The sequence below is a fragment of the Rhodococcus koreensis genome (assembly GCF_900105905.1).
Lineage (GTDB): Bacteria > Actinomycetota > Actinomycetes > Mycobacteriales > Mycobacteriaceae > Rhodococcus_F > Rhodococcus_F koreensis.
Genome location: NZ_FNSV01000005.1, coordinates 1,322,688 through 1,347,360 on the forward strand (window position 1 = coordinate 1,322,688; position 24,673 = coordinate 1,347,360).

Consider the following 24,673-nt stretch of genomic DNA (forward strand, 5'->3'; position numbering starts at 1 on the left):
TCAGGTCGCTCCTTCTCGGCGCGGTGGAACGGTCAGGGTGAAGGGCTCGAGCCCGACGGCCTCGGCGGGCGGCCCGGCCGCGGCGAGTTGCCGCGCCCGCACCACGTCCCGGTCGGAGGCGGGCGGCAGGGTTCCGCACACGCCCGCGACGACGGCGGCGTACGGCGAGCCCGTCTCGCCGAGCGCCGCGTGCAGCATGTCGAGTGGAACCCGGTGCGCCGACAGGAGTCCCGCACCCGCGGCGGCGTCGACGAGCGCGGCGAACTCGAGCACCACCGTCAGGTGATCGGCCGATTCGTCCTTCGGCGGTTCGACGCCGGCGCGGCGGTAGGTGTCGGCGAAGGCCAGGATCTCGCGGCCGCGGTTGCGGGTGTCGCCCGCCGTCCAGTACGTCAGATACAGCGTCGTGCGGCGGCGGAGATCGAACGTCTCGACGTACTGCGCCGCCGCCACGTACGGGTCCGTCTCGCACAGGAAGCGATGCGCCTCCGCGAGGAGCCGCCCCGAATCGGGCGGCAGGTGCCCGAGGATGTCGGCGACGACGTGGAGACGCTCGTCTCGGCCGTCGTCCGGATACGCGAGCAGCAGTGCCGCCGCGTGCCACACGAGCCGGTCCCGGACGCGGTCGCGCCGACGCCGCAACAGAGGGGTCACCGCCGATCACTCCGCTCGGGAAACATTCCGGCCGGGGCGCCTTTGCCGTCCCAGTTCAGCAGGTTCACCCGGGACGGATGGCTCGCGTTGGCGGACATCTCGTCGGTGGTCTGCCGCTCGCGCAGCGCGTGGAACGTCTCGACCGCCACGGGTACCGGGCCGCCGCTGGCTTCGCCGAAGGGGCCGGACCCGTGCATGCCGGGGCCGCCCTCGAAGTCGAGTGCACATTCCGTCGCCGTCTCCTCGAGGCGGTGTCCGTCGGCGGCGTAGGCCGTGGGGATCACGTACCGCTCTTCGTATTTCGCGAGTGCCAGCAACCGGTACATCTGGTAGATCTCTTCCTCCGTCATCCCCACCGCCTCCGGGATATGGGCCTGCGGTTCGCGACCGAGGTTGATGTCACGCATGTACGACCGCATGGCCGCGAGACGCCGCAGGACGCCGCCCACCACTTCGGTGTCGCCGGCGGTGAACAGCCCCGCGAGGTACTCGACCGGGATCCGCAACGATTCGAGCGCACCGAACAGGTTGCCGACGTCCTCCCCGTCGTGACCGTCGCGGCTGACGGCATCGACGACGGGCGAGAGGGGCGGCACGTACCAGACCATCGGCATCGTCCGGAATTCCGGATGCAGCGGCAGCGCAACCCGGCAGTCCTTGATCAGGGCGTGCACGGGCGAGTTCTGGGCCGCCTCGATCCACTCGTCCGAGATCCCTTCCGCCCGGGCGCCCTCCACGACCGCGGGGTCGCGAGGGTCGAGCAGGAGATCGAGTTGCGCCTCGTACAGGTCCGTGTCGTTCTCCACCGAGGCCGCGGCGAGGACCTTGTCGACGTCGTAGAACAGCAGGCCGATGTAGCGCAGCCGGCCGACGCACGTCTCCGCGCACACCGTCGGCAGTCCCACCTCGACGCGCGGATAGCAGAACGTGCACTTCTCGGCCTTGCCGGTCTTGTGGTTGAAATACACCTTCTTGTACGGGCATCCGGACACGCACATCCGCCATCCGCGGCACTTGTCCTGGTCGACGAGCACGATGCCGTCCTCGGACCGCTTGTACATCGCCCCCGACGGGCAGGAGGCGACGCACGACGGGTTGAGGCAGTGCTCGCAGATACGCGGCAGGTAGAACATGAACGTCTCTTCGAGTTCGAGCTTGACCTTGTCGCTCACCTTCTTCAGGACCGGATCGTCCGGGAGGATCTCGGGTGAACCCGCGAGGTCGTCGTCCCAGTTCGCCGACCACTCCACCTTCATCGGCCGACCGCTGATCAGGCTGCGCGGCGCCGCGACGGGCATGTGCTCGCCGAGCGGGGCCTGGGTGAGGTTCTCGTAGTCGTAGGTCCAGGGTTCGTAGTAGTCGTCGATGGACGGCATCTTCGGGTTCGAGAAGATCCGCGAGAGCTTCTTCCACCGGCCGCCGTCCCGCAGGCGCAGCCGCCCCTTGCCGTCCCGTACCCATCCGCCGCGCCACTTCTCCTGGTCCTCGTACGTGCGCGGATAGCCTTGACCGGGGCGGGTTTCCACGTTGTTGAACCACACGTACTCGGTGCCCGAGCGATTGGTCCACGCCTGCTTGCACGTCACCGAACAGGTGTGGCAGCCGATGCACTTGTCGAGATTCATCACCATCGCGAGCTGAGCCATGACACGCATCAGTACGTCACCTCCTGCGAGCGACGACGCACCACCGTCACCTCGTCGCGTTGGTTTCCGGTGGGCCCGAGGTAATTGAACGCGAACGACGTCTGGGCGTAGCCACCGGCCAGGTGGGATGGTTTGATCAGCAGCCTGGTCAGCGAGTTGTGGATGCCCCCACGCTTTCCGGTGGTCTCGGTGAGCGGCACGTCGATGGTGCGTTCCTGCGCGTGGTACACGTAGACGACACCGTCCGGCATCCGATGCGAGACGATCGCCCGGCACACCACCACGCCGTTGCGGTTGACCGCCTCCACCCAGTCGTTGTCGCGCACCTCGATCTTCGCGGCGTCGTTCGGGCTCATCCACATGGTGGGCCCACCCCGGGACAGCGACAGCATGAACAGGTTGTCCTGGTACTCGGAGTGGATCGACCACTTCGAGTGCGGGGTCAGATAGCGCACGCTCAGCCCGATCCCGCCCTGCCGATCGCCCACGGCGGGTTCGCCGAACAACCGGGCCATGTCGAGCGGCGGGCGGTAGATGGGCAATTGCTCCCCCAGTTCCTCGATCCAGTCGTGGTCGAGGAAGAAGTGCATGCGCCCGGTCAGCGTGTGAAATGGCTTCAGTTCCTCGATATTCACTGTGAACGGTGCGTACCGGCGGCCGCCGGTCTCGCTGCCCGACCATTCGGGGCTGGTGATCACCGGAACAGGCCGGGCCTGGGTGTCGGCGAACGTGATCCGGCGCTCCTCGCTCCCCTCGGCGAGGTGCGCGAGCGGCGTGCCCGTCCGCTTCTCCAGTTCGCGGAATCCCTGGACGGCGAGTCTGCCGTTCGACGTCCCCGACAACGCGAGGATGGTCTCGGCCATCTTCTCTGCGGTGTCGAGCGCCGGACGACCCGCGGCGACGCCGGAGTCGAGGACGCCGTGCTCGGCGGCGAGTTCTCGTACCTCCCGGTCCGGATGCGTGGTGACGCCTTTGGTGGTGAGCCCCGCCGACTCGACGAGCGGCCCCAGCGCCGCCCACTTCTCGGCGACGGCGGGATAGTCCCGTTCGACCACCACCAGCGGCCCCATCGTCGTGCCCGGGACGGGCGTCTGACCGTGTGCGCGCCAATCCTGTTCGGTGCCGCCCCGGTATGCCATCGCTCCCGGGGTGTCGTGCTGCAACGTGCCCATCACGACGTCGCGGCGCACACCGAGGTGCCGCCGCGCCAGCACGCTGAACGCCTGCGCCACCGCACCGAAAGCGTCGAAATCGGAACGGGTTTCCCACGGCGGGTCGATCGCCGCGGTGAAGGCATGCAGGTACGGGTGCATGTCGGTGCTGGACAGGTCGGACTTCTCGTACCAGGTCGCGGCGGGGAGGACGACGTCCGACAGCAACGTGGTGGACGTCATCCGGAAGTCGATCGACATCAGCAGGTCGAGTTTGCCCTCCGGGATGTCGTCGCGCCAGGTGACGTCGTTCGGACGAAGGTTCTCGGGGGTGGGCTCCGCCTGCAGATTCGACGTCGTGCCCAGGAGATGCCGGAGAAAGTACTCGTTGCCCTTGCTCGACGAACCGAGCAGGTTCGCGCGCCACACACTCAGCACGCGCGGCCAGTTCCGCGGATCGTCCGGGTCGGTGAGCGCGAATTTCAGCTCCCCCGAGGCCAATCGGCTGGTCACGTGCTCCACGACGTCACGCCCCTGGGCCTCGGCCTCGTCCGCCAGGTCGAGGCTGGAGCGGTCGAACTGCGGGTAGAACGGCGTCCACCCCATCGAGACGGCCGACGTCATCACGTCCATCGTGTGCCTGCCCCGGAAGTTTCCCCGGCCGGTGGGGCTCGCGAGGGCGTCGGCGCGGTACCCGTCGTACCGCCACTGGTCGGTGTGGACGTACCAATACGACGTGCCCGCCATCTGGCGCGGCGGGCGACTCCAGTCGGTGCCCATCGCGACCGTCGCCCATCCCGTGACGGGACGGCACTTCTCCTGCCCGACGTAGTGGGCCCACCCGCCGCCGTTGCGGCCCATCGACCCGGTGAGCAACAGCAGGCTCAGCACCGCCCGGTACGTCGCGTCGCCGTGGAACCACTGGCAGATCCCGGCGCCCATGATGATCATCGAACGCCCGCCCGAGTCGACGGCGTTGGTCGCGAACTCGCGGGCGATCCGGATCACCTGCGCCGCCGCGACCCCGGTGATCGGCTCCTGCCACGCCGGTGTGTACGGGACGGCCGCGTCGTCGAAGCCGCCGGGCCACTCGCCGGGAAGCCCGGGCCGAGCAACGCCGTACTGGGCGAGCAGGAGGTCGTAGACAGTGCACACCCGGAGGTCGCCGACCCGGCGAACCGGCACACCGCGCACCAGCGTCTCGCCGTGGCCGTCTCGGGTGTCGAACCGCGGCAGGTGCACGGCGGCGGTCTCGCCCTCGCCGTCGGGCGCGGCGACCGTCAGCGCGGGAACGACATCACCGAGGTCCAGATTCCATTTCCCCACGCCCTCGTCGCCGTAGCGGAATCCGAGGGAGCCGTGCGGCACCACCACCTCGCCCGTCGCGCCGTCCACCAGGACGGGTTTGAACGCGGCATTCTCGCTCGTGTCCCCGAGATCCGCGGCGGTGAGATTCTTTCCCGGAACGAGGCGGCCGTCGCGTTCCTCGAGCGCGATCAGGAACGGCAGGTCCGTGTACTGCCGCACGTAGTCGACGAAGAACGGTTCGCGCCGCGTCACGAAGAACTCCGACAGGATCACGTGTCCCATCGCCATCGCCATCGCGCCGTCCGTGCCCGCCGCGCACGGCATCCACTCGTCGGCGAATTTCGTGTTGTCGGCGTAATCGGGGCTGATCGACACGACTTTCGTGCCGCGATACCGCACCTCGGCCATCCAGTGGGCGTCCGGCGTCCGGGTGACCGGGACGTTGGACCCCCACATCATCAGATACGCCGCGTCCCACCAGTCTCCGGACTCGGGAACGTCGGTCTGATCCCCGAACACCTGCGGCGACGCGACCGGAAGATCGGCGTACCAATCGTAGAACGAGGTCATGACGCCACCGAGGAGTTCGACGAACCGCGATCCCGCGGCGAACGACACCATCGACATCGCGGGAATCGGCGAGAACCCGGCGATCCGGTCGGGGCCGTATTCCCTGATCGTGTGCACGTGCGCGGCGGCGATCATCTCGGTGGCCTCGGCCCAGGTGACCCGAACGAGTCCGCCCTTGCCCCTGGCCTGCTGATACTTCCGGCGACGCGCGGGGTCGGCCTGGATGTCGGCCCACGCGTCCACCGGATCACCGAGACGCTCACGCGCCTCCCGGTACATTTCGACGAGAACACCGCGCGCGTAGGGATACCGCACGCGTGTCGGCGAGTACGTGTACCAGGAGAACGCCGCACCGCGCGGGCAGCCGCGGGGTTCGTACTCGGGGCGGTCCGGACCCACCGACGGGTAGTCGGTTTCCTGGGTCTCCCACGTGATGATCCCGTCCTTGACGTAGATCTTCCACGAACACGATCCGGTGCAGTTCACCCCGTGGGTGGACCGCACCACCTTGTCGTGGCTCCAGCGGTCCCGGTAGAAGACGTCGCCCTGCCGCCCGCCTTCCCGGGTGACGGTGCGCAGGTCGTCCGAGAACACACCCGGGGTGAAGAACCGCCCTCCCCTGAGCAGGGCTTCCTCCGCGGGACCACCGGTGTGCGGGATGACCACGTCTGCTCTCCTTCAGGTCGAGTGGGCCGACGCCGGACTCGGGGTCCGCGTCGAATTCGATACCTCACGAAGTCCTGAACGCACCCGTCCATGGAACCGCAGTTGCCGCGGGATCGTGGCGAATCGGACAAACACCGGAATCGGGTCGACGCGCTCGCCGGGTCAGTGCCGCGTATCGCCGGACCGCAAGTCGGTCGCCGCCAGCACCGCGATGCGCTCGGTGCGCTGGCCCGGCCGGATCATGTCCCGCGCCTCCAGCATCCTCGTGCGGGACGCGAGCGCGGGACCGAACGGCACGTCCTCCGACGTCACCACGTCCACCCGCAGTCCCCGTTCCTCGAGCATCGCCCGCGTCTTGTCCACTCCGTTGAGCGTCGACTGGACGAGGAGCAGGGTGCCACCGGGAGCGAGGAGGTCCGGGGTTTCGCTGCAGATCCGGTCCAGCACGGCGCGCCCGTCGACGCCCCCGTCCCAAGCCCGCGCGAGGACCCGGCCCGGCCTGCCGTCGTCGGTCGCCGGCGCGTACGGCGGGTTGGCCACCACCACGTCGAAGCGAAGGGTCCGGACGGCGTCCACCAGATCGCCCCGCACCACACGGATCGTCCGCCGGTTCAGTGTGGCATTGAGCCACGTACTGATCGCGGCGCGGCGGGACACGTCGACCGCGGTCACCCAGCCGGCCCCCGCCGCACACGCCTGGACACTCAACACGCCTGTGCCGCAGCAGAGATCGAGTACACGGGTGCCCGGCCCGAGTTCTCGGGCGGCCAGCACCTCGGCGAGCAGCCACGTGTCGCGCTGGGGGCGATACACCCCGGGTAGACGAACGAGCATGATCGGCTCCCTCCCTCGCCGTTCCCTACAAGCGTGGCCAGTACCGCGAGTTACACGCAACTCGACACGGCCCAATTCACCCGTTGTTCACGTCCACCCCCCCTTCGCCGTCGGCCGGGGCCGAAAACGGGTACTCCTCCTCCGTGCCACATTCCTTCTCAGCCGATTCCGACGCCCCGGTGGGGACCGTGTGGGCGCTCGTCGCTCGGCCCTCGCGCTGGCCCGAGTGGGCGCCGCACGTGCGCGGCGCGTGGGGTCTCGGTTCCCCCGAGGTCGAGGCCGGCCGGTGCGGCGCGGCCCGATTGCTCTGGATCGTGCCGGTTCCCGTATCCATCTCGGCCACGACACCCGGCCGCTCCTGGACCTGGCGGGTGGGACCGATGACGCTCGATCACCTCGTCGAGCCCCGCGGCACCGGTTCGCGGATCACGATGACGATGTCCGCGCCCGGGCCACTCGATGCGATGCTCGGCATCACCTACGGCCCGGTCGTGCGGACCCTCGTCCGCCGGCTCGCCTGCGTCGCGGGCGAACGCTAGGCCGGTCGTCGCAGGTACAGATCGCGCAGCAGCGCCACTTCGGCACCGTGGTGGATGACCTCGCGATTGATGTGCAACACCAGCGCCGCCATCGGGTAGTCCGCGAACGGTCCTTCGCTGGGCCCACACGGCTCGGCGAGGCCGCTGGTTCCCAGGCCCCGCACGCCTTCGCACCAGGCGTCGTACTGCTCGTCGAGTTGGATGAGCGCCCGCGCGGCGGTGCCGGCGTAGTCGAACGTCTCATAGTCCATGGGCGGGCCGCCGAAGTGATTTCCGATCCGCATGCCGAAGACGCCGACGATGATGTGCCCGAGCCGCCAGGCGATGGTCGTGATCGGCGGCGGGTCCGGCGCGGGAAAGGCGAAGTCGATGGTGAACTCGCCGCTGCCGGCCTGAACGGGAGCCTGCGAGCGGCCTCTCGGTCTCACACTCCAGCAGTCCGGGGCAGGCTCCCAGACGTACTCCTCATCGGTCAGCCCCGCCAGCCGTGGGCGCAATTGATGGTCCCAGTGCCAGCTGAGCTGATCGGCAAGTTCGTGCGGCCAGTCCATTCGTGCTCCCCTCTCCCGGTCGCCGACCGGACGTCGGAATATCTCGTGACGTGCTACCGCGCAGCGTCCCGGATCCGGACACCCGGATGGTTGGCCCGCAGATTCATTGCGGCCAGCGTGACCGTCCGTTCGATCCGCCGCTCCCTGGTGTCCGCCTTCTTGGTCCGCACCGAACTCGCCCGGATCGGCACGGAACTCACCCACCAATACTCCGGCGAGAACGGTCACTCGGCCAGGTAACGCTCCACGGTCTCGACCTTCGCCCGAAGCTGACCGCTGCGCGCCGGCCGAATATCCGCCTTCAGCACCAGACTGACCCGCGGAAACTGTTCCAGCAGAACGTCCGTCGCGCGCTTCACGACTGCCATCACCTCGTCCCACTCACCCTCGACGGTGGTGAACATCGACGTGGTCTCGTTGGGCAGCCCGGATTCGCGGACAACACGCACGGCCGCGGCGACCGCGGCACCGACACTGTCGGAGTCCCCGCCCATCGGGCTGACGCTGAATGCCACCAGCATGCGCTCTCCTTGCCGTGGGGATCGATGACCACCATTGAATCACCTCGTCCGCTCCCGCTAGGCCGTTCGGGGCAGCGACCCGGTAGCCGTGTCGGCGTGCGCCTGCCGCCGCAACGCCTCCAGGTTCTGCCGCATCTGCGGCCGCATGTCGCGGTGCTGCGGCTGGAGGTGTGAGTAGAGCGAGAGCAGCGGGCGGTACGGCAGTACGTCGATCCGATACGAGTGCGTCACCCGGGTCCCGTCGCCGTCCGCCCTGAACGTGTACGACCAGGTGGTCGAGTCGTGGTACAGCGGGTTGCGCCTATCCGACACCGTGTGGAATGCGAATTTCCTGCCCGGATCGGCGGCGGTCACCTCGCAGACGCGGGACCACCGCATGTGATGTGCGCGGTTGTGTCCCCGGAATCGGGCGCCCACGGCCCCCGGCGACCGTCCCGGTAGCCACGCGCAGCTGCGGCACTCGGGGCTGCGTTCGGTGATGCGGGTGACGTCGGCGACCACGTCGTACAGCGGCCGGGCCGGGACGTCGATCCACAATTCTGCCGAGCCCTCGGTGAGGGCCGGCCGGTGGTGCCGCGGGCTCACGTCGAGGTCGGCGCCCCACCGGGCGGCGCACGCCCGCCGATACGGTCGTTTGAACGCATGGAGCAGCATGAACCGGGTGGCGGGACCGACCTTGCGAACGGTGACGTCGTAGTCCTCCCGATCGACACCGTCGACAAGCCAGTGAGCTTCGATCCCCAGCTCCCGCTTGGTCTTCGAGGCAATGAACACCTCCTGCTCCACGTCGTCCCACTGACCACGGGTCAGGGTTCGGGCGACGACCGGCATCATCTCGTCCTCCTCCCGCTGCAGATGCGGCAGCAGAACCTGCCCGAGAGCGGCGAGGGAACGCGAAAGTTCCTCTCGGGCAGCCGGATGCGCACGATATTCGGTTGCCGCGGCGGCGACCCGCTCCATCTCGGGGACGATTCGCGCATGATCGGCGTCCATCACGTCGAGCAGCGGCCCGGCGTCCGGGTTCAACTCGCGGACCAGCGGCCACAGCCCACGGTCCTCGCCGCTGTGGTGCAGGTGCAGGAAATGCATCATCCACACGAGATGATCGGCGAGGGCGACCCGTTGGGTCTGCGCGGGCGGAGGTGCCATGTGCAGCGCCTCCGCGGCGCGAGCGATATCGCGGCGCAGCGCGTTGTGGACGATGCGCATGATGCGAGTGTCGGCAGAATGCCGAGTGTCGGTAGTCATGACCTACTCCAGACAAAGGCGCCGGTGTGTCACACCGGGCGGTCGAGGATTTCTTCGATGCGGTCGATCAACCATGACTCGTAACGGACACGGCTCCAACCGCATTCGTCCACGAGCAGGGCGTAGACCTGGTCGTGGGCCTGGACCCACAGTTCGTCGACCTGACCGGGATCGGCGTGACGACCCACGATCAGGTCTGCGACGTCGGCGACCGAGCGCCTGCGCTGCCCTTCCAGGTCGGCGGCCACCGCTGCGAGCGTGGCATCCGCCGTCGCACCCTGGCGGATTGCGACGGCCAGGCGGTAGATGCGCTCGTTGATCGTGGCGATCATGCACGCACCCGACTCGATGCGGTCACTGGTCGTGCGCCCCGTTCGGATCGCCGTGTAGACGGGCCGGTCTGCCAACGGCACCTCAGCGTCGTCTCCGACGATGGCAACCTCCAGTGCCGACTTCAACAGGTCGGCCTTGGATCCGAATGTCGCGTAGACGGTTTCGACGGAAACCTCCGCGGCCCGCGCGACATCCCGCACTCCTGTCGCGACCCAGCCGCGCTCGGCGAACAACCGGGTGGCGGCCTCGAGCACGACCGCCCGCGTCTTCGCCGCCTGCATGCGGCGTAGCGGAGATCGGTACCGGCGGGTCCCGGATCCGCCCGGCACCGCCGAGTCGTGCTCGACCGTTGCCATACCCAATCTTAGAACGCATGAGTTTTCAATACAACCCTGTTCAAGTCATTTCGGCGACGCGCCCGTCCGTACCCGAACACGGTCGAAGAGCGCCCCTTCCAGGCACAGTGTGGCCGGTCCGAGAACCGCGACCGACCGGGTGGTGCCGGCGACCGTGTACGAGCGGCGGGAACCGGACTCCGCGGGCGAGGACGGCGCCTACCTGACGGTGTCCGGTCAGGCACTCGCCGACCTCGACACCCTCGGCGTCGGCGTCACACTCCGCGCCACGGGGCTCCCGGTCCACACGATCTCGGTGACCACCGACGGCCGGAGTCGACGCGCACCCCTGACACCTGTCGACGGGATCGGCCACCACCACTTCTGGCGTCGCGACCTCATCGGCGGTGCCGAGAACTCGGCGCCACCATCGTCCACGGCGCGACCGCCACCGCGGTGGACACCTCCCCCGACGGTGCGCGGCTGCACACGGCCGACGGCCGGGTTGTCGACTCGGACGTGCTCGTCGGGTGCGACGGAATGTCCTCGATCGTGCGCGGAGAGATCATCGTCGGCCCGACCGGACCGGTCTACGACGACCAGGTCGTGCTCTACGGCCACCACACCGGCATCCCCGGCCACACCGACCCCGAACCCGGGCTACTGTCGTTCTTCCGCCACGCAGAACACACCTTCGGCATTCTCGACGGTGGCGGCACGGGGACCTTCTGGTTCGCCCGGCTGACCCGCCCGGCGCTCCCCCCGGCCGGCGTCGGCCTGCACCCCTCGCAGGATTGGACGCGCGAGCTGACCGCCGCATTCCCCACCCCGATCCCCGGCGTCCGCCCCATCTCGAGGCGACCCCGACGATCTTCGCCTGCAACGCCGATCGCGTACCCGACCTACCCTCCTGGGTGATCAACGGGCCATGATCATCGGTGACGCCGCCCACGGCATGTCACCGGCAGCGGGCCAGGGCGCCTCCCTCGCCATCGACGACGCCCTCACCACCGCAGCCGTCCTCGACCCGCGCACCCCCGCATCGACGTACTCCTCCGCGATAAGCCGACGCCGCACCGTCGCCGACGAGGCCCGCAGCGCGCCCGCCCGCCGGCCGCAGAACTGAAGCCGGCATTCCTGCGACGCCTCGGCGTCGCGCCCGACCAGTACAGGCGGCACTTCGCCGCCACCGCACCCTGATCCCACAGTGCAAGGACAAGGCCGTGAGCACCGTCGATTCGGAACGCCCCACCCGGCGCGCCGCCCTGACCCACCGCACGTTCGTGGTCCACTACCTGCAGATGCTGCTCGCGATGCTGGCGGGGATGGCAGTATTCGCGCCCCTGTCGGCGCTCGTCGGCGACGATGCACGAATCGAAGTGCACGCGTTGCTGATGGCTACCTCGATGACCGCGGGAATGGCCGCATGGATGGCATGGCGGCGCCATTCGTGGCCGCGATCGCCGAAATAGGGCTGGCGATGTACCTCACGTTCGTCGTGCTGTTCCCACTGCTGTGGCTCGATCTGCTCTCGGGCGACGGTCTGATGCTCGCCGGCCACGTGCTGATGCTCCCCGCAATGGCAGTGGCCATGCTGCATCGCAGGGAGGAATACGTCGGGGCGTGTTGACTCTCCCGCCGACTTCGCTACATCGCCTCGGTCTACGGATCCGGAGAGTCGCACCTGACACCGAACAATCTCACTGCCGGCCTTCCTCGATCGAATTACCTACTTTCCAACGGTTTTCACTGTTGCCGACCCGGCGGAATGATATCGGCGCGGGTGTCTGCAGCGATCCAAATATCGTCGAGGATCTCGTCAGAGCGGTCGGATAAATGTGCGCCTCGAGACCACTACCACCAGGCGCCGAGTCCGCCCGCCCCGTCTGGCCGACCTGATCGCTTGCCCGACTTGTCCTATCCGGGACTTTCGGCCTCGCGCGGATGTCCGCGCGTCCTGTACAACTGAATGGGAGATGCCAGATTGTGACATGAACCACACCTGACCGTTATCTTACGACTCGATTACCTAGAGCTGAATACAAGGTTCCCGGGAACCCCGCAGTGGCAGTGCGGGTGTGCGAGCGGGGCCGGAAGGGACACCCGACATGCTGCTGCCGATGTCGCCGACCGATTCACTGTTCCTCCTCGGCGAGTCGCGGGAACATCCGATGCACGTCGGCGGCCTGGCAGTATTCACTCCACCGGACGGCACCGACGCAGCCGACATCGGAGCGATGTTCGAGACGGCTGCAACCTCCGACGAGGTGGCACCGCTCTTCCGCAAGCAGGCCCGACGATCGGTAACCACCCTGGGACAGTGGGGTTGGGACACCGCGACCGACGTCGACGTCGATTACCACGTGCACCGCAACGCCCTCCCCCAACCGGGTGGCATGCCCGAACTGATGACCCTGGTGGCCCGACTGCACGGGACCTCACTCGACCGCACCCGCCCACTGTGGGAGATGCACCTGATCGAAGGCCTCGCCGACGGCCGCTACGCGGTATACACCAAGATCCACCACGCCCTCGCCGACGGCGCATCCGCGATGAACCTGTTGCGCCGCAGCATGAGCGAGGACCCCACCCGCACTGGCATGCCCGCCCCCTGGCAACCCGCCGCACCCGCGACCGCGACCGACGCAGCCCCGCCAGAACCTGGATCATCGACGCCGCCGAACCTGCGTGACCTTCCGGGCCAGGTCCTGCGCGGCGCCCGCAACGCGTCGAGCGAGGTCGCCGGCCTGGCACCGGTGCTGGCCGGCACCGTGGAACGCGCCCTACGCGCCAAAGGCGGCCCCCTGTCGACGCAGGCACCGCACACCATGTTCAACGTCGCGATCGGGGGCGCCCGCCACTTCGCCGCCCGCACCTGGCCACTCGAACGGATACGGCTGCTCGCCAAGCACGCCGACGCCACCGTCAACGACATCATCCTCGCGATGTCCGCAGGGGCACTGCGCGGCTACCTGCACGACCTCGGTGCGCTGCCCGCCGAACCGCTGATCGCCATGGTCCCGGTGTCCCTGCGCCCCAACACCGATACGGAATCCGCAAACGGGAACCGGATCGGGGTCCTGATGTGCAACCTCGCCACCCACCTACCGGACCCCGCCCACCGCCTCGACACCGTGCGCACCTGCATGCGCGAAGGCAAACACGCCCTCCGCGCGATGAGCCCCGCCCAAGTGCTGGCGATGAGCGCCGTCGGCGCCGCCCCCCTCGGTATCGAAATGCTCCTCGGCCGCCGAGGACCACAGCGGCCGCCGTTCAACCTGGTGATCTCCAACGTCGCCGGACCCGACACCCCGCTGTACTGGAACGGCGCCCACCTCGACTCCCTCTACCCCCTGTCGATCCCGGTCACCGGACAAGCCCTGAACATCACCTGCACCAGCAGCGACGACCAACTCGTGTTCGGGTTGACCGGCTGCAGGCGCACCGTCCCGAACCTGCACCCGATGCTCGACCACCTCGACACCGAACTCGGAGCCCTCGAACGCGTCGTCGGCCTATGACTCCACCGGCGCCACCGACACAACACCGGCGTCCGCCCAGTAGAAGGAATTCCATCAACATCCACAAGGCACTGCTCATACTGCTACTCGGCGGGACCGCCGCCGTCCACGCGATCCTCCGCCGCCCCACCCCGCGCCGCCGCGGACACGGCGTCCCCTTCCACGCCAACGGCTGACACCCACCACCTCCATCATCTCCCCCGAACCTCGACAGTCACGAACGGCCGGCCGACAGCCTTCGTTCACGCTGCGAGGCCATTTCGGGGGAAGGACAGCTCGTCCCGGGTGGTCGGCGGCCGGGAAACAATCGAACGCTGGTGACCGTTCCCATTCGACAGGACCCTGTCGCTGCCCGCAGCCGACCTGCGGGCATCGAGTATCGCCGTCCCTCGACCGCGAACACTTCGGCTATGGATTCGACTGCTGACCTGTCTCGGGCATGAGGTCTTTTTCTGCCAAGAATGTCCTTGTGTCGACCGAGGCGCGCATTGTGCACTGGACGTAGAGTGGGTTTGCAAAAGCGACTGAGGAGTTGGAATGGCGCGCCAAATAGTTGTCGAACACGTTGACGATATCGACGGAACTTCCATAGCGGAGGGAAAGGGAGAGACAATCGCCTTCTCCGTGAATGGAATCGACTACCAGATCGACTTGTCGGCGAAGAATGCGAAGGAGTTCCACAACAAACTCGACCACTACATCGATCACGCCACAAAGGTGGGTGGTCGCACGAGTCGATCCGCGGGCACACTGACGTCGGGTGGTGGCGTCACGCAGAAACCTGTGCGGCGGGACCGTGACCAGGTGAGGGCAGTGCGGGAATGGGCACAGAAACAGGGCTATGACATCGGGGGCCGAGGGCGCATTCCCATCGAGATCACAGAAGCGTACGACGCTGCTCATTGACGACCGCCACGAGAGCGCCGTTGCTGGAATGGGAGGGCTGAGGAGCGAGCGGAATTCGCACATGGAGCGTCGGCGGGAGCCGCGCACTAATTTGCCGAACACATTCACCCCCTCGTCAGAATCTCACCCATTCTGGAGAACACAGAAAAAGCCATCATTGTGCTAATCGGCGGTGTTGCTCCAGCGCGCACACGATCACGCCAACCCCGACATGAGACCTGACTTGCACAGTTTTAGTACCCCGGTCAACGTGTCGGTAGTTCCAGCGAGGTGAGGATGGCTGCGGCGTCGACGGTGAGCGGGTCGGCGGCGGTGTGGGGGTGGCCGGCGATGGTCAGGCTGATTTCTTGTAGCGGGCGCAGGGTTTTCACGATGCGCCCGATCGAGACTCCCGTCTCGGCCTGCAGATAGCGGGCGACCGCGAGCGCGGTGAACACGACCGTGAGGTGGGCTTCGATCGCGTCGCGGGTGTGGTGGAACATCGGCCGCGCCCGTAGGTCGGTTTTCGACATGCGGAACGACTGCTCGACATGCCAAAGGTCGTGATACTTGCCGATCACCTCGCCCGGGTCCATCAGTGTGGCGGGGATGTTGGTGACGTAGCCCTTCAACCCGACCAATGATCGGGCCCGATCGAGAGATGCGGTGTCGAGGGTGCGGCCGCCCGCGGTGGTCTTGACGAACCGCGTCGACTTCGGAGCTGTGCCGCCGTCGACGACCTCCCTGGCCCGGGCCTCCTGGGCGTTGAGTGTCTGATTGTCGCGGACCGCCCGTCGTTTCGAGTACTGCCAGACCGCCCGCCAGGACTTCGGATGTCCGGCCGCGTCCCAGACCGGTTCGGTGCGCTTGTTGACGTTGTTGACGGTACTCTTCGCGTGCCGGGGAGTGACCGTATCGATTATCTGTCCGTCAGCGAAACTATTTCCGTTCCAATGGAAATGGTTTGCGAGATCGGCGGGGGCTTTGGTGACGCGGGACCCGACGATGAACTTGAGTCCGGCCTCGTCGAGGTCCTTGAGATTGCCGGCGGAGAGCATGCCTGCGTCGGCGGCGACAACCATCTCGACGCCCTCGATGTCGTGGCGGGCCTGGAACTGCCGGACGATCGGGACGATGGTATGGGTTTCTGCCTTGTTCCCTTCGAAGCAGCCGATCTCGAGGGGGAATCCGGTACGGTCGACGAGCAGGCCTACCACGATCTGCGGATCCACCCTGCGTTCCTTCGAATATCCGACCTTGCGCAGGTCGTCTTCCTTCTCTGCCTCGAAGTACAGCGTGGTGACGTCGTAGAGCACCAAGCTCAATCCGCCGGTCGCGGCGGCATGCTCGAAACATTTCTTCGCGACCCGGTCTCGGTAATCGTTTGTGGCGCAACGCTTCAATGCGTTGGCGTAGGTGTTGCGGTGGGCCGGGGTCAGGCCGATCTCGGCGACGACCCGGCTGGTGTCGCTCATCGATGTCGGCTCGACGAGCCGGCCGAGGACCAGCTGGAAGAACGCGTCGTCGTCGACAGCGTCGAGACCCAGGCGTCGCCATCCGGTCTCGATCGCCTCGATCAGCCAGCGGGACCGTTTCGTCGCGATCACCGATCCGCGTTCCCCACCACCGCCGAGGTCGAGGTCGAGTTCCTGCTGGCCGGCCTGCAGCTTTTCCCGGGCCGCCTGCAACAGTGCCGCCAACTCGCCCTCGGTGTGGGCGGAACCGAGGTGCTCAAGGATCTTGTGGCGGCCCCCGTCCTTCGCGGCGATCTGCACCGCCGTCGCCCCCGACGCGGTCCGAACCTTGCGGATATAGGCAGCCACAACCGGCGATCCTACCGACCGATTAGTGCCCCATATCCCCGACCCGCGAATCCACTACCAGCACAAACGCCAGCCGAAGCCGGAAATCCCCATCGACCTGTGCAAGTCAGGCGAGCGGAATTCGCACATGGAGCGTCGGCGGGAGCCGCGCACTAATTTGCCGAACACATTCACCCCCTCGTCAGAATCTCACCCATTCTGGAGAACACAGAAAAAGCCATCATTGTGCTAATCGGCGGTGTTGCTCCAGCGCGCACACGATCACGCCAACCCCGACATGAGACGCCCAATCGGATGCGGCTGAATATCAGAAGTCACGGCGCCACCCGGTCGACGGCGTCGATAGAAGACGGCGATCGACCGGGGCAGCCGGGGGTTTCGCGTTGTCCACTATTCGGCAGGGCAACCCGTTGCGAAGTCATACGTCAGCCATGAACGCCGTCTGCGTCCGTGGGATACCCGAAGGCGACGGCGCTGACCGAATAGTCCTCTGTCGCGCATCATTCGGGTCGACGAGAACGAGCACGAGCAACCAGCACCACGCCCGAGACGAGAAACCCGGCGGTGGTCACCGCGACCACAACCTTCGCCGGCGCGGTCATCACACCGGTCCCGAGCACGAACGCGACACCTGACACCCCACCCATCGCCAGGCAAACCCCTCCCGCCAACGCCGTCACAACCCGGACCACCGGCACCGTCCCCAGCACTCTTCGCGGACCCATCACGTCACGCCGCCCAACCGCACCATGCCGATGCCGCGGCGTCGATTCGGTGGTCGGAACGTTGCCGCCGACCGCGGAGGTGCGGGGCCGCTGGGATCCTCCGCGCATCGGCGGGCCCGTCACGGTGTGCGGGGATCGTCTTCGGCGGCGAGACATGGAAGTTGCCGTTCGGCGGTGAGGACCTCGACGACCACTGCGACGTCGGTCGAGGGCAGATATTTGGTCAACCGCCTCGGCCCCGACTCAGACCTCGCCGATATCGGGATGCGATCGGGGCGTGGGTTGCGGGATTCCTGATTCGTCATGAGTGCGGTGCCTCGTCCAGTTGATGTACTTGACGGTACGGGGAGCGAATTACCATCATTGCGGCCTGGAGCAACCAGTGCGTTTCGCGACGGTGAGGTCGACGTGACTTCTGCCCCAGCTCGCCGCCACACTCCCCGATATTGACCTGCTCAAGCTCTTCTTCGAACGGCTTGGACGAACAGTGCGGGCCCGATTGCCGTATACCGCGGCGATCGTGCGCTCGAGGCAGCGGCATGGCAGACATTGCGGCACTGGCGTGGACGCCGCCGTCGACTGTCCAGAGCCGAATTCTCGAGGGATGATCGTGGGGTGAGCAACGGCGAAGCAGTCCATCCGAACACCGACGTGCACGTGGAGGACGGTTCGCGCGACGGTCGCGTCCTCGCGCCCCCGCCGACCATTCCCGGGGCGCCACCTGCCGCGACCAGCACAGTGCCGAGTGCGCTCGCCGACGGGCTCCCCGAAAATCGCTATCTGAACCGTGAACTCAGTTGGCTCGATTTCAATTCACGAGTACTTGCACTCGCCGAGGACACGTCGCTGCCGCTGCTCGAGCGCGCCAAATTCCTCGCCATCTTCGCCTCCAACCTGGACGAGTTCTTCATGGTCCGGGTCGCGGGACTCAAGCGCCGCGACGAGACCGGCCTGTCCGTGCGGTCAGCCGACGGCCTCTCCCCTCGCGAGCAACTCTCGCTGATCGCGACCCGCACCCAGGAGATCTCGGAGAAGGCCGCGCGGGTGTTCCTCGACTCCGTGCGTCCTGCGCTTGCCGCCGAAGGGATCTCCATCATCAAATGGGACGAACTCACCGACGACGACCGCGACCGCCTGTCGGTGCACTTCCAGGACCAGATCTTCCCCGTCCTCACCCCGCTCGCCGTCGACCATGCCCACCCGTTCCCCTACATCAGCGGCCTGAGTCTCAACCTCGCCGTGACAGTGAAAGATGCACTCACCGGTGGCGAACACTTTGCGAGGGTCAAGGTTCCGGACAACGTAGGCAGGTTCGTCCGCGTCCGCCGCGACGAGACACCGTCCTCCATCGACGCGTTCCTGCCCCTGGAAGATCTGATCTCCGCCCACCTCGACATGCTGTTCCCGGGCATGGAGATCGTCGAACACCACGCCTTCCGCATCACCCGCAACGCCGATTTCGAGGTCGAGGAAGACCGCGACGAGGACCTCCTGCAGGCCCTCGAGCGGGAACTCGCACGGCGACGATTCGGCTCCCCCGTCCGGCTCGAGGTCGCGGACGACATGACCGAACACATGCTCGACCTCCTGCTGCGCGAACTCGACGTCGACCCCGGCGACGTCATCCAGGTGCCCGGACTGCTCGATCTGTCGTGCCTCTGGCAGGTGTACGCCGTCGACCGGCCCGCCCTCAAGGACGCACCGTTCGTGCCCGCAACGCATCCGGCGTTCGGCGAGCGGGAAACACCCAAGAGCGTCTTCTCCACCCTCCGCGACGGCGACGTCCTCGTGCACCACCCGTACGACTCGTTCTCCACCAGCGTGCAACGCTTCATCGAACAGGCCGCCGCCGACCCCCAAGTCCTCGCGATCAAACAGACGCTCTACCGCACGTCCGGCGACTCCCCCATCGTCGACGCCCTGATCACCGCCGCCGAGGCCGGCAAACAGGTTGTCGCACTGGTCGAGATCAAGGCGCGATTCGACGAGCAGGCGAACATCAAATGGGCCCGCAAACTCGAAAAAGCCGGCGTACACGTGGCGTACGGACTGGTCGGGCTCAAGACCCACTGCAAGACGTGCCTCGTCGTCCGCCGCGAGGGGTCCACCATCCGGCGTTACTGCCACATCGGCACCGGAAACTACCATCCCAAGACGGCCCGGCTGTACGAAGACATCGGTCTGCTCACCGCGGCACCGGAGATCGGCGCCGACCTCACCGACCTGTTCAACTCGCTCACCGGCTACTCACGGAAAACCCAGTACCGCAACCTCCTCGTCGCGCCCTACGGCATACGGCGGGGCATCATCGAGCGGATCGACGGCGAAGTGGCGCGCGCACTTCGCGGCGAGGACGCGGGTATTCGCTTGAAGGCGAACGCGTTAGTGGACGAACAGGTGATCGACGCGCTCTACCGTGCGTCGCAGGCCGGTGTGCCCGTGCAGATCGTCGTCCGCGGAATCTGCGCGCTGAAACCCGGGGTGCCCGGACTGAGCGAGAACATCCACGTCCGGTCGATCCTCGGGCGCTTCCTCGAACACTCGCGGGTCCTGCACTTCCGCGGGGCGGACGAATACTGGATCGCCAGCGCAGACATGATGCACCGCAACCTCGACCGCAGGGTGGAGGCCGGAGTCCAGGTGAAAGATCCCCGGCTCACCACGCAATTAGGCGACCTCTTCGATTCGGCGCTCGACCCGAGGACCCGGTGCTGGGTGCTGCACCTCGACGGCAGTTGGGTGGCGTCCCCCGCGCACGGCGAGGACGTCCGCGAACATCAGGAGGCCCTCATGCGAACTCGAGCCGGCAGCGGGTCCTGACCATGGGACGGCACCGGTGGCTCACCGGTCCACCCGCCGCCGCGTGATCGCCAGCAGTTGGTCACCGGCACTGAGGGAGATGCGCTGGTCCGCTGCGGGCGCCGGCTGACGCACGACCGCCGCTGTCGTTTCTCCGCGACGTGCCACAGGTAGGCGAACAGTCGCCGTGGTTCCGTCGCCGAAGCGTGTGTTCACCATGGTGAACGCTCCAGATTTCGATCCGCCCTCGCCCTGCTTTTCGCCGCCTGCCGACTACCCCTCAGTGCTCTCGGCGCCGGTGGGTCCCATCCCGGTGAGGGCTGGGATCGACGGTCACCTCGTCGGTGTCGGCGAAGACCAGGCGTCCGTCGTCGAGGGCGATCGCCCACCGATGCGCCGGCGCCCACTCGTGCCCGGTGCCGCCCGACTCGGTCAGGGCCGCGTAGTCCTCGACGATCTCGCCGGTGACGTCGGCCTCGGACTTTCTGCGGACAAGTACCCGAGTGCCGACCGTCAATTCGGGGTCGGGCCCCGGCCCGTCGTCGCCTGTGTCGCCCATCATGCACCTCTTCGTTCAGCGAACCTCGTCAGAGCATATGCACGCAAACGTCTCCGGGCGACCCGGTCTGCGAAGTGCGCATGCAGCTGTTACTCACGCGTACAGTCATTTTGACTCTTCCACGCCGGTTGCCACGGGCGGGGTGCTGGTGCACGATCGGCGGCGGGCGGACAACACACCATGTTCCACATTCTGGCGGTCGAGGGCCTATAACCCCTGTCTCCAACCTCAGAATCAACCCACGCCGTGGTCGGCGGCAGTGCCGCATAGAAGCAGCACGTGCGGCGGGAAGGTCGTGTCGACAGATCTGAGTACACACTCAGGCCTGGTCAGCGCAGCAACTCTGAAGCCAACAGCCCCGTCCGAAGCGCTTCATACTCGCCGTCGTCGAGAGCAAGTAGCGGGGACCTCACGGTTCTGTTCTGCAGGACAGCGAGCAACTGCAGCGCCCCTTTGACCGTCGTCGCACCGTAATTGGGGACACCCATTACCGCACGCAGAGCCGGCTGCAGGCGGGCATTGATCGCCCGCGCGGTTTCGACGTCCCCCGAGAAGAAGGCCTCGATCATGGCGCGGATCTCGTCGCCCGCCACGTGACCGAGAACAGAGACGACCCCGCATGCCCCGTACGCGAGGAAACCCAGGGTGAGGCTGTCGTCTCCCGAGTACACCGCGTAGCCCAATTCGCGCAGCATGATCGCTTGTGTGGGGTCTCCAGCTGCATCTTTCACCGCGACCACGGACGGCCAGTCCGCCATCGCCTCGAATGTCGAGGGTGCCAGCTTGGTGCCGGCCCGGCTCGGGATGTCGTAGAGCATGACAGGGGCATCGACGGCATCCACTACGTAGCGAAAATGTTGCAGTATCCCGCCTTGACTCGGCTTGTTGTAGTACGGCGTTACCAGCAGCAGCCCGTCGGCACCCTGCTTGACAGCCTGGCGCGCCAATTCCAGCGTGTGGCGGGTGTCGTTTGTGCCCACCCCGGCAATGATCTTGGCGCGGTCGCCTACCGCGTCCTTGACCGCTCGCAGTATCCGACCATCTTCGACAGTGGTAGTCGTGGCGGCCTCACCGGTTGTCCCGGAGACGACGAGTCCATCGTGTCCGTGGTCGACCAAGTGTCGGGCGATCCGAGCAGTCGCCTCCTCATCGATCTCGCCATCGACGGTGAATGCTGTAGCCATCGCGGTGAGTACGCGCCCGAACGGGGCGACAGGCGCTGACGGGAGTGTCATTGCCCCAGTGTATGCGCCCTCAACCGGCGACAGCGTTGACGGAACCGGTTATTCACTGACTGGCAACCGACCAGGGTCGCGCGGCCGACGACACCTGCCCCGCACGCACGATCGGATCGCGACGACGAAGCCCCGCGCGACGCTGCCGCGCCGTCATACCTCGATCCGGGAACCTACCGTCACGGTCCGGTCACCCGGGAGACCGAAGTACTCGGCGGCGTCGGCTGTGATGTACGACGTCGCGATGAACAGATGCTTGCGCCACGGCGCCATCGTCGGTGCCGAACCTTTCTTCAGTTCGATCTTCGACAGGAAGTAGGACGCGTCCTCGATCGCGATCGGCCCCTCGGTTTGCGTGGGGTCGAGCAGGCGCAATGCGGCCGGGACGTTGGGGGTTTCCATGTACCCGAAGTTCGCGGTCATGTGGAGGATCCCGTCCTCGGCATAGCCGAGAGTGTCGACCTCCGTCCGCTCGGTCTCCGGTACGCGGGGCACCGGCAGCGTGCCGATCGACATGATCACCACGTGTTGGTGCAGCACGTGATTGTGTTCGACATTCGCTCGCATCGCCAATGGCGCAGTCTGTTTGCCGCGGTTGAGGAACACCGCAGTGCCGGGGACCCGCTGCAACGGCGGCCGGTGGTCGTGCAACTCGTCGATGAACTGGCGCAGCGGCCCCTCCGCGTGCTCCCTCGCACGGGTGACGATCACCCGACCACGCTGCCACGTGGTCATCACGGTGAACGCCGTGATGCCGATCAGCAGCGGAAGCCACGCCCCGTGCACCAGTTTGGTCAGATTGGCCGCCAGGAACAGCACATCGACCAGCAGCAACAGCCCTGCACCGGGCACGACCAGCCACAGCGGAGTACGCCACCTGGTGCGCGCGATGTAGAAGAACAGCAGCGTGGTGATCGTGATGGTCCCGGTCACCGCCATGCCGAACGCGTACGCCAGCGCTGCCGAGCTGCGGAAGGCGAATACCAGTGTCAGCACCGACACCATCAGCACCCAGTTGATCCACGGCACATAGATCTGGCCGATCGTCGCCTCCGAGGTGTGCGCCACGCGCAATCTCGGCAGATAGCCGAGCTGGGCGGCCTGCGCGGCGACCGAGTAGGCGCCGGTGATCACCGCCTGGGAGGCGATCACCGTAGCCGCGGTAGCCAGCAGCACCATCGGAACCCGCGCCCATTCGGGAGGGAGCAGGAAAAAGGGGCTGTGCACCGCGGTCTCGTCGCCGAGAACCAGCGCACCTTGCCCGAAGTAGCTCAGGACGCACGCCGGCAGCACGAGCAGCAACCAGCCGCGGGTAATCGCCCGCCGTCCGAAGTGACCCATGTCCGCGTACAGCGCCTCCGCGCCGGTGACCGCCAGCACCACCGCGGCCAACGCGAAGAAGGCGATCTCGAAATGGCCGATCATGAAGCTCAACGCATAGGTCGGTGACAACGCTTTGAGGATTTCCGCGTGCTGGGCGATCCCTCCCACGCCGCAGGCGCCGATGGAGGCGAACCAGAGGATCATCACCGGCCCGAAGTACCGGCCGACCGTGGCCGTGCCTCGGCGCTGGACCGAGAAGAGCAGCACGATGATGACCGCAGTGATCGGCACGATCAACTCTTCCAATTTCGGCTCGACGACCTTGACCCCTTCCACCGCGGACAGCACCGAGATCGCGGGGGTGATCATGCTGTCGCCGAAGAACAGAGCGGCACCGAAGATCCCGAGGCCGGCCAGCAGCGCGGCAACCCGGCGCCTCTGCGTTCCACCCCAGCGCAGCAGCAGCGTGATCAGCGCCATGACTCCGCCCTCGCCATCGTTGTCGGCGCGCATCACCAGCGTGACGTAGGTCAGCGTGACGACGATCATCACCGACCAGAAGATCAGCGACACGACGCCGTAGACGTTGTTCGTGCTGATCGGCACGGGATGCGGGTCGTCCGGGTTGAACACGGTCTGGATGGTGTAGATCGGGCTGGTGCCGATGTCTCCGAAGACGACGCCGAGTGCGCCGACGACAACGGCCGCTCGAACGGTGTCGCGGCCGCCGACTGCGCGAATCGGCGGCGGAGCTTCGGACTCTGTGGGCACGGCGGGCTCCTCGGTTCGGTCCGCACCCCATGGTCCTCCGTCTCGGCCCGTTTGTGGCAGTAACAGCGTCGCGGGGCCCGACAAACGGTTCACGGCGTGTGCACAGCCCCGGCGTCCCGATGTCAGGGCAGCGTTAGTGGTTCTCACCGGGCCGTCAGCATCGCGTCAACGAGACCCCCGGTCGATCGGGAAGGTCTGACACTGGTTCCGGTAGGGCGAACGACCGCGTTCGCCCACCGTGCGTAGGAGTCCACAGTGACGCTTCTCGACATCCTTCCTTCGCTTCGTGGAACGACCACCCCGCGACTGGATCCACTGGTGTGGCCGGTGACGACGCACTGTCACCATGGGCGCATCACGGTCGGCGGGGTTGGCCTGGACGAGATCGCGGACCGGTTCGGCGTGCCGACGTATGTGCTCGACGAAGAGAGTGTGGGCGGCGGTGGTAAGACGTTCGTGCACGGGCTGCGCGATGCCGAGATGCTCTACCGCACGGCACCTCTGTTGCCCTGCGGCGTGGCACGGTCGGTCGCGGAGCGGCGCCTGACGGTGGTGGCGCACTCTCGCCGCGACGTGGCGGTCGCGCGGCAGGGTGGGTCGACCCGGACAGTATCGTGCTTGTGGTCGATGCCGCCGATTCGCGCTCCCACTCGGAAGTGCCGCCTTGGCCGGGAGG

Annotated in this window: 21 protein-coding genes; 8 read left to right on the top strand and 13 right to left on the bottom strand. The window is 67.0% G+C overall.

Annotation, left to right across the window (positions count from 1 at the left end; all coding sequences use genetic code 11):
• From narJ to BLV94_RS10850, 4 genes are all read right to left on the bottom strand, one after another.
• On the bottom strand, nucleotides 1-654 hold the full coding sequence (gene narJ, locus BLV94_RS10835) for a nitrate reductase molybdenum cofactor assembly chaperone (protein WP_072937950.1): 654 nt from the start codon (nucleotides 652-654) through the stop codon (nucleotides 1-3).
• On the bottom strand, nucleotides 651-2,309 hold the full coding sequence (gene narH, locus BLV94_RS10840) for a nitrate reductase subunit beta (protein ID WP_072937949.1): 1,659 nt from the start codon (nucleotides 2,307-2,309) through the stop codon (nucleotides 651-653). Before narH ends, narJ begins: the two co-directional genes overlap by 4 nt.
• Nucleotides 2,309-5,995: a nitrate reductase subunit alpha gene (locus BLV94_RS10845; protein ID WP_072937948.1), complete on the bottom strand. Its 3,687-nt coding sequence runs from the start codon at nucleotides 5,993-5,995 to the stop codon at nucleotides 2,309-2,311. Before BLV94_RS10845 ends, narH begins: the two co-directional genes overlap by 1 nt.
• A 162-nt stretch (nucleotides 5,996-6,157) precedes the next feature.
• On the bottom strand, nucleotides 6,158-6,829 hold the full coding sequence (locus tag BLV94_RS10850) for a HemK2/MTQ2 family protein methyltransferase (RefSeq protein ID WP_072937947.1): 672 nt from the start codon (nucleotides 6,827-6,829) through the stop codon (nucleotides 6,158-6,160).
• Nucleotides 6,830-6,972: 143 nt separating this feature from the next.
• Between BLV94_RS10850 and BLV94_RS10855 the strand changes: the two genes are divergently transcribed.
• Complete coding sequence (locus tag BLV94_RS10855) at nucleotides 6,973-7,368, top strand: SRPBCC family protein (protein ID WP_072937946.1); 396 nt, start codon at nucleotides 6,973-6,975, stop codon at nucleotides 7,366-7,368.
• On the opposite strand, the gene BLV94_RS10860 is transcribed toward BLV94_RS10855, so the two are convergent.
• The 5 genes from BLV94_RS10860 to BLV94_RS10875 are packed head-to-tail and all read right to left on the bottom strand — an operon-like array spanning nucleotide 7,365 to nucleotide 10,377.
• Nucleotides 7,365-7,919 (bottom strand): DinB family protein, encoded by a 555-nt coding sequence (locus BLV94_RS10860; protein WP_072937945.1) that lies wholly within the window; start codon nucleotides 7,917-7,919, stop codon nucleotides 7,365-7,367. The genes BLV94_RS10855 and BLV94_RS10860 overlap by 4 nt on opposite strands.
• Before the next feature lie 53 nt (nucleotides 7,920-7,972).
• A complete protein-coding gene (locus tag BLV94_RS49530; RefSeq protein ID WP_167372116.1) occupies nucleotides 7,973-8,119 on the bottom strand; it encodes a hypothetical protein in 147 nt (48 codons plus the stop codon).
• 24 nt (nucleotides 8,120-8,143) lie between these two features.
• Nucleotides 8,144-8,440 (bottom strand): MTH1187 family thiamine-binding protein, encoded by a 297-nt coding sequence (locus tag BLV94_RS10865; RefSeq protein ID WP_072937944.1) that lies wholly within the window; start codon nucleotides 8,438-8,440, stop codon nucleotides 8,144-8,146.
• Nucleotides 8,441-8,497: 57 nt separating this feature from the next.
• A complete protein-coding gene (locus BLV94_RS10870) occupies nucleotides 8,498-9,688 on the bottom strand; it encodes a hemerythrin domain-containing protein (protein WP_072937943.1) in 1,191 nt (396 codons plus the stop codon).
• Nucleotides 9,689-9,717: 29 nt separating this feature from the next.
• Nucleotides 9,718-10,377 (bottom strand): TetR/AcrR family transcriptional regulator, encoded by a 660-nt coding sequence (locus tag BLV94_RS10875; protein WP_072937942.1) that lies wholly within the window; start codon nucleotides 10,375-10,377, stop codon nucleotides 9,718-9,720.
• A gap of 435 nt (nucleotides 10,378-10,812) precedes the next feature.
• Between BLV94_RS10875 and BLV94_RS10880 the strand changes: the two genes are divergently transcribed.
• The 6 genes from BLV94_RS10880 (at nucleotide 10,813) to BLV94_RS10900 (ending at nucleotide 14,783) form a co-directional block, all read left to right on the top strand.
• Nucleotides 10,813-11,274: an FAD-dependent oxidoreductase gene (locus BLV94_RS10880; protein ID WP_072937941.1), complete on the top strand. Its 462-nt coding sequence runs from the start codon at nucleotides 10,813-10,815 to the stop codon at nucleotides 11,272-11,274.
• Between the two features lie 10 nt (nucleotides 11,275-11,284).
• A complete protein-coding gene (locus BLV94_RS10885) occupies nucleotides 11,285-11,482 on the top strand; it encodes an FAD-dependent monooxygenase (protein WP_072937940.1) in 198 nt (65 codons plus the stop codon).
• A 97-nt stretch (nucleotides 11,483-11,579) separates the two neighbouring features.
• Nucleotides 11,580-11,828 carry a hypothetical protein gene (locus tag BLV94_RS49990; protein ID WP_208613702.1) on the top strand — a complete coding sequence of 83 codons (249 nt, stop codon included), beginning with the start codon at nucleotides 11,580-11,582 and terminating at the stop codon, nucleotides 11,826-11,828.
• Nucleotides 11,792-11,986 carry a hypothetical protein gene (locus BLV94_RS49995; RefSeq protein ID WP_208613703.1) on the top strand — a complete coding sequence of 65 codons (195 nt, stop codon included), beginning with the start codon at nucleotides 11,792-11,794 and terminating at the stop codon, nucleotides 11,984-11,986. The genes BLV94_RS49990 and BLV94_RS49995 overlap by 37 nt, the downstream gene beginning before the upstream one ends.
• A 478-nt stretch (nucleotides 11,987-12,464) precedes the next feature.
• Complete coding sequence (locus BLV94_RS10895; RefSeq protein WP_072937939.1) at nucleotides 12,465-13,877, top strand: WS/DGAT/MGAT family O-acyltransferase; 1,413 nt, start codon at nucleotides 12,465-12,467, stop codon at nucleotides 13,875-13,877.
• Nucleotides 13,878-14,414: 537 nt separating this feature from the next.
• Nucleotides 14,415-14,783 (top strand): histone-like nucleoid-structuring protein Lsr2, encoded by a 369-nt coding sequence (locus tag BLV94_RS10900; protein ID WP_072937937.1) that lies wholly within the window; start codon nucleotides 14,415-14,417, stop codon nucleotides 14,781-14,783.
• A gap of 245 nt (nucleotides 14,784-15,028) precedes the next feature.
• On the opposite strand, the gene BLV94_RS10905 is transcribed toward BLV94_RS10900, so the two are convergent.
• Complete coding sequence (locus tag BLV94_RS10905; RefSeq protein ID WP_072937935.1) at nucleotides 15,029-16,585, bottom strand: IS1634 family transposase; 1,557 nt, start codon at nucleotides 16,583-16,585, stop codon at nucleotides 15,029-15,031.
• A 1,376-nt stretch (nucleotides 16,586-17,961) separates the two neighbouring features.
• On the opposite strand from BLV94_RS10905, the gene BLV94_RS10915 reads away from it, so the two are divergent.
• Nucleotides 17,962-20,130 carry an RNA degradosome polyphosphate kinase gene (locus BLV94_RS10915; protein ID WP_371851540.1) on the top strand — a complete coding sequence of 723 codons (2,169 nt, stop codon included), beginning with the start codon at nucleotides 17,962-17,964 and terminating at the stop codon, nucleotides 20,128-20,130.
• A gap of 259 nt (nucleotides 20,131-20,389) precedes the next feature.
• Here the strand turns inward: BLV94_RS10915 and BLV94_RS10920 are convergent, their stop codons facing one another.
• From BLV94_RS10920 to BLV94_RS10930, 3 genes are all read right to left on the bottom strand, one after another.
• Nucleotides 20,390-20,668, bottom strand: coding sequence for a hypothetical protein (locus BLV94_RS10920; protein WP_072938009.1), 279 nt, complete (start codon nucleotides 20,666-20,668; stop codon nucleotides 20,390-20,392).
• A 329-nt stretch (nucleotides 20,669-20,997) separates the two neighbouring features.
• Entirely contained in the window at nucleotides 20,998-21,903 is a 906-nt protein-coding gene (gene dapA / locus BLV94_RS10925; protein ID WP_072937929.1) for a 4-hydroxy-tetrahydrodipicolinate synthase, read from the bottom strand.
• Nucleotides 21,904-22,056: 153 nt separating this feature from the next.
• Nucleotides 22,057-23,997: a potassium transporter Kup gene (locus BLV94_RS10930; protein WP_072937927.1), complete on the bottom strand. Its 1,941-nt coding sequence runs from the start codon at nucleotides 23,995-23,997 to the stop codon at nucleotides 22,057-22,059.
• Nucleotides 23,998-24,673 lie beyond the last annotated feature (676 nt).

Bases quoted from the DNA above. Each gene is read 5' to 3' on its own strand.
- narH (WP_072937949.1), bottom strand. From the start codon at position 2,309: ATGCGTGTCATGGCTCAGCTCGCGATGGTGATGAATCTCGACAAGTGC.
- BLV94_RS10850 (WP_072937947.1), bottom strand. From the start codon at position 6,829: ATGCTCGTTCGTCTACCCGGGGTGTATCGCCCCCAGCGCGACACGTGG.
- BLV94_RS10860 (WP_072937945.1), bottom strand. From the start codon at position 7,919: ATGGACTGGCCGCACGAACTTGCCGATCAGCTCAGCTGGCACTGGGAC.
- BLV94_RS10865 (WP_072937944.1), bottom strand. From the start codon at position 8,440: ATGCTGGTGGCATTCAGCGTCAGCCCGATGGGCGGGGACTCCGACAGT.
- BLV94_RS10870 (WP_072937943.1), bottom strand. From the start codon at position 9,688: ATGACTACCGACACTCGGCATTCTGCCGACACTCGCATCATGCGCATC.
- BLV94_RS10875 (WP_072937942.1), bottom strand. From the start codon at position 10,377: ATGGCAACGGTCGAGCACGACTCGGCGGTGCCGGGCGGATCCGGGACC.
- BLV94_RS10885 (WP_072937940.1), top strand. From the start codon at position 11,285: ATGATCATCGGTGACGCCGCCCACGGCATGTCACCGGCAGCGGGCCAG.
- BLV94_RS49995 (WP_208613703.1), top strand. From the start codon at position 11,792: ATGGCGGCGCCATTCGTGGCCGCGATCGCCGAAATAGGGCTGGCGATG.
- BLV94_RS10895 (WP_072937939.1), top strand. From the start codon at position 12,465: ATGCTGCTGCCGATGTCGCCGACCGATTCACTGTTCCTCCTCGGCGAG.
- BLV94_RS10900 (WP_072937937.1), top strand. From the start codon at position 14,415: ATGGCGCGCCAAATAGTTGTCGAACACGTTGACGATATCGACGGAACT.
- BLV94_RS10920 (WP_072938009.1), bottom strand. From the start codon at position 20,668: ATGGGCGACACAGGCGACGACGGGCCGGGGCCCGACCCCGAATTGACG.
- dapA (WP_072937929.1), bottom strand. From the start codon at position 21,903: ATGACACTCCCGTCAGCGCCTGTCGCCCCGTTCGGGCGCGTACTCACC.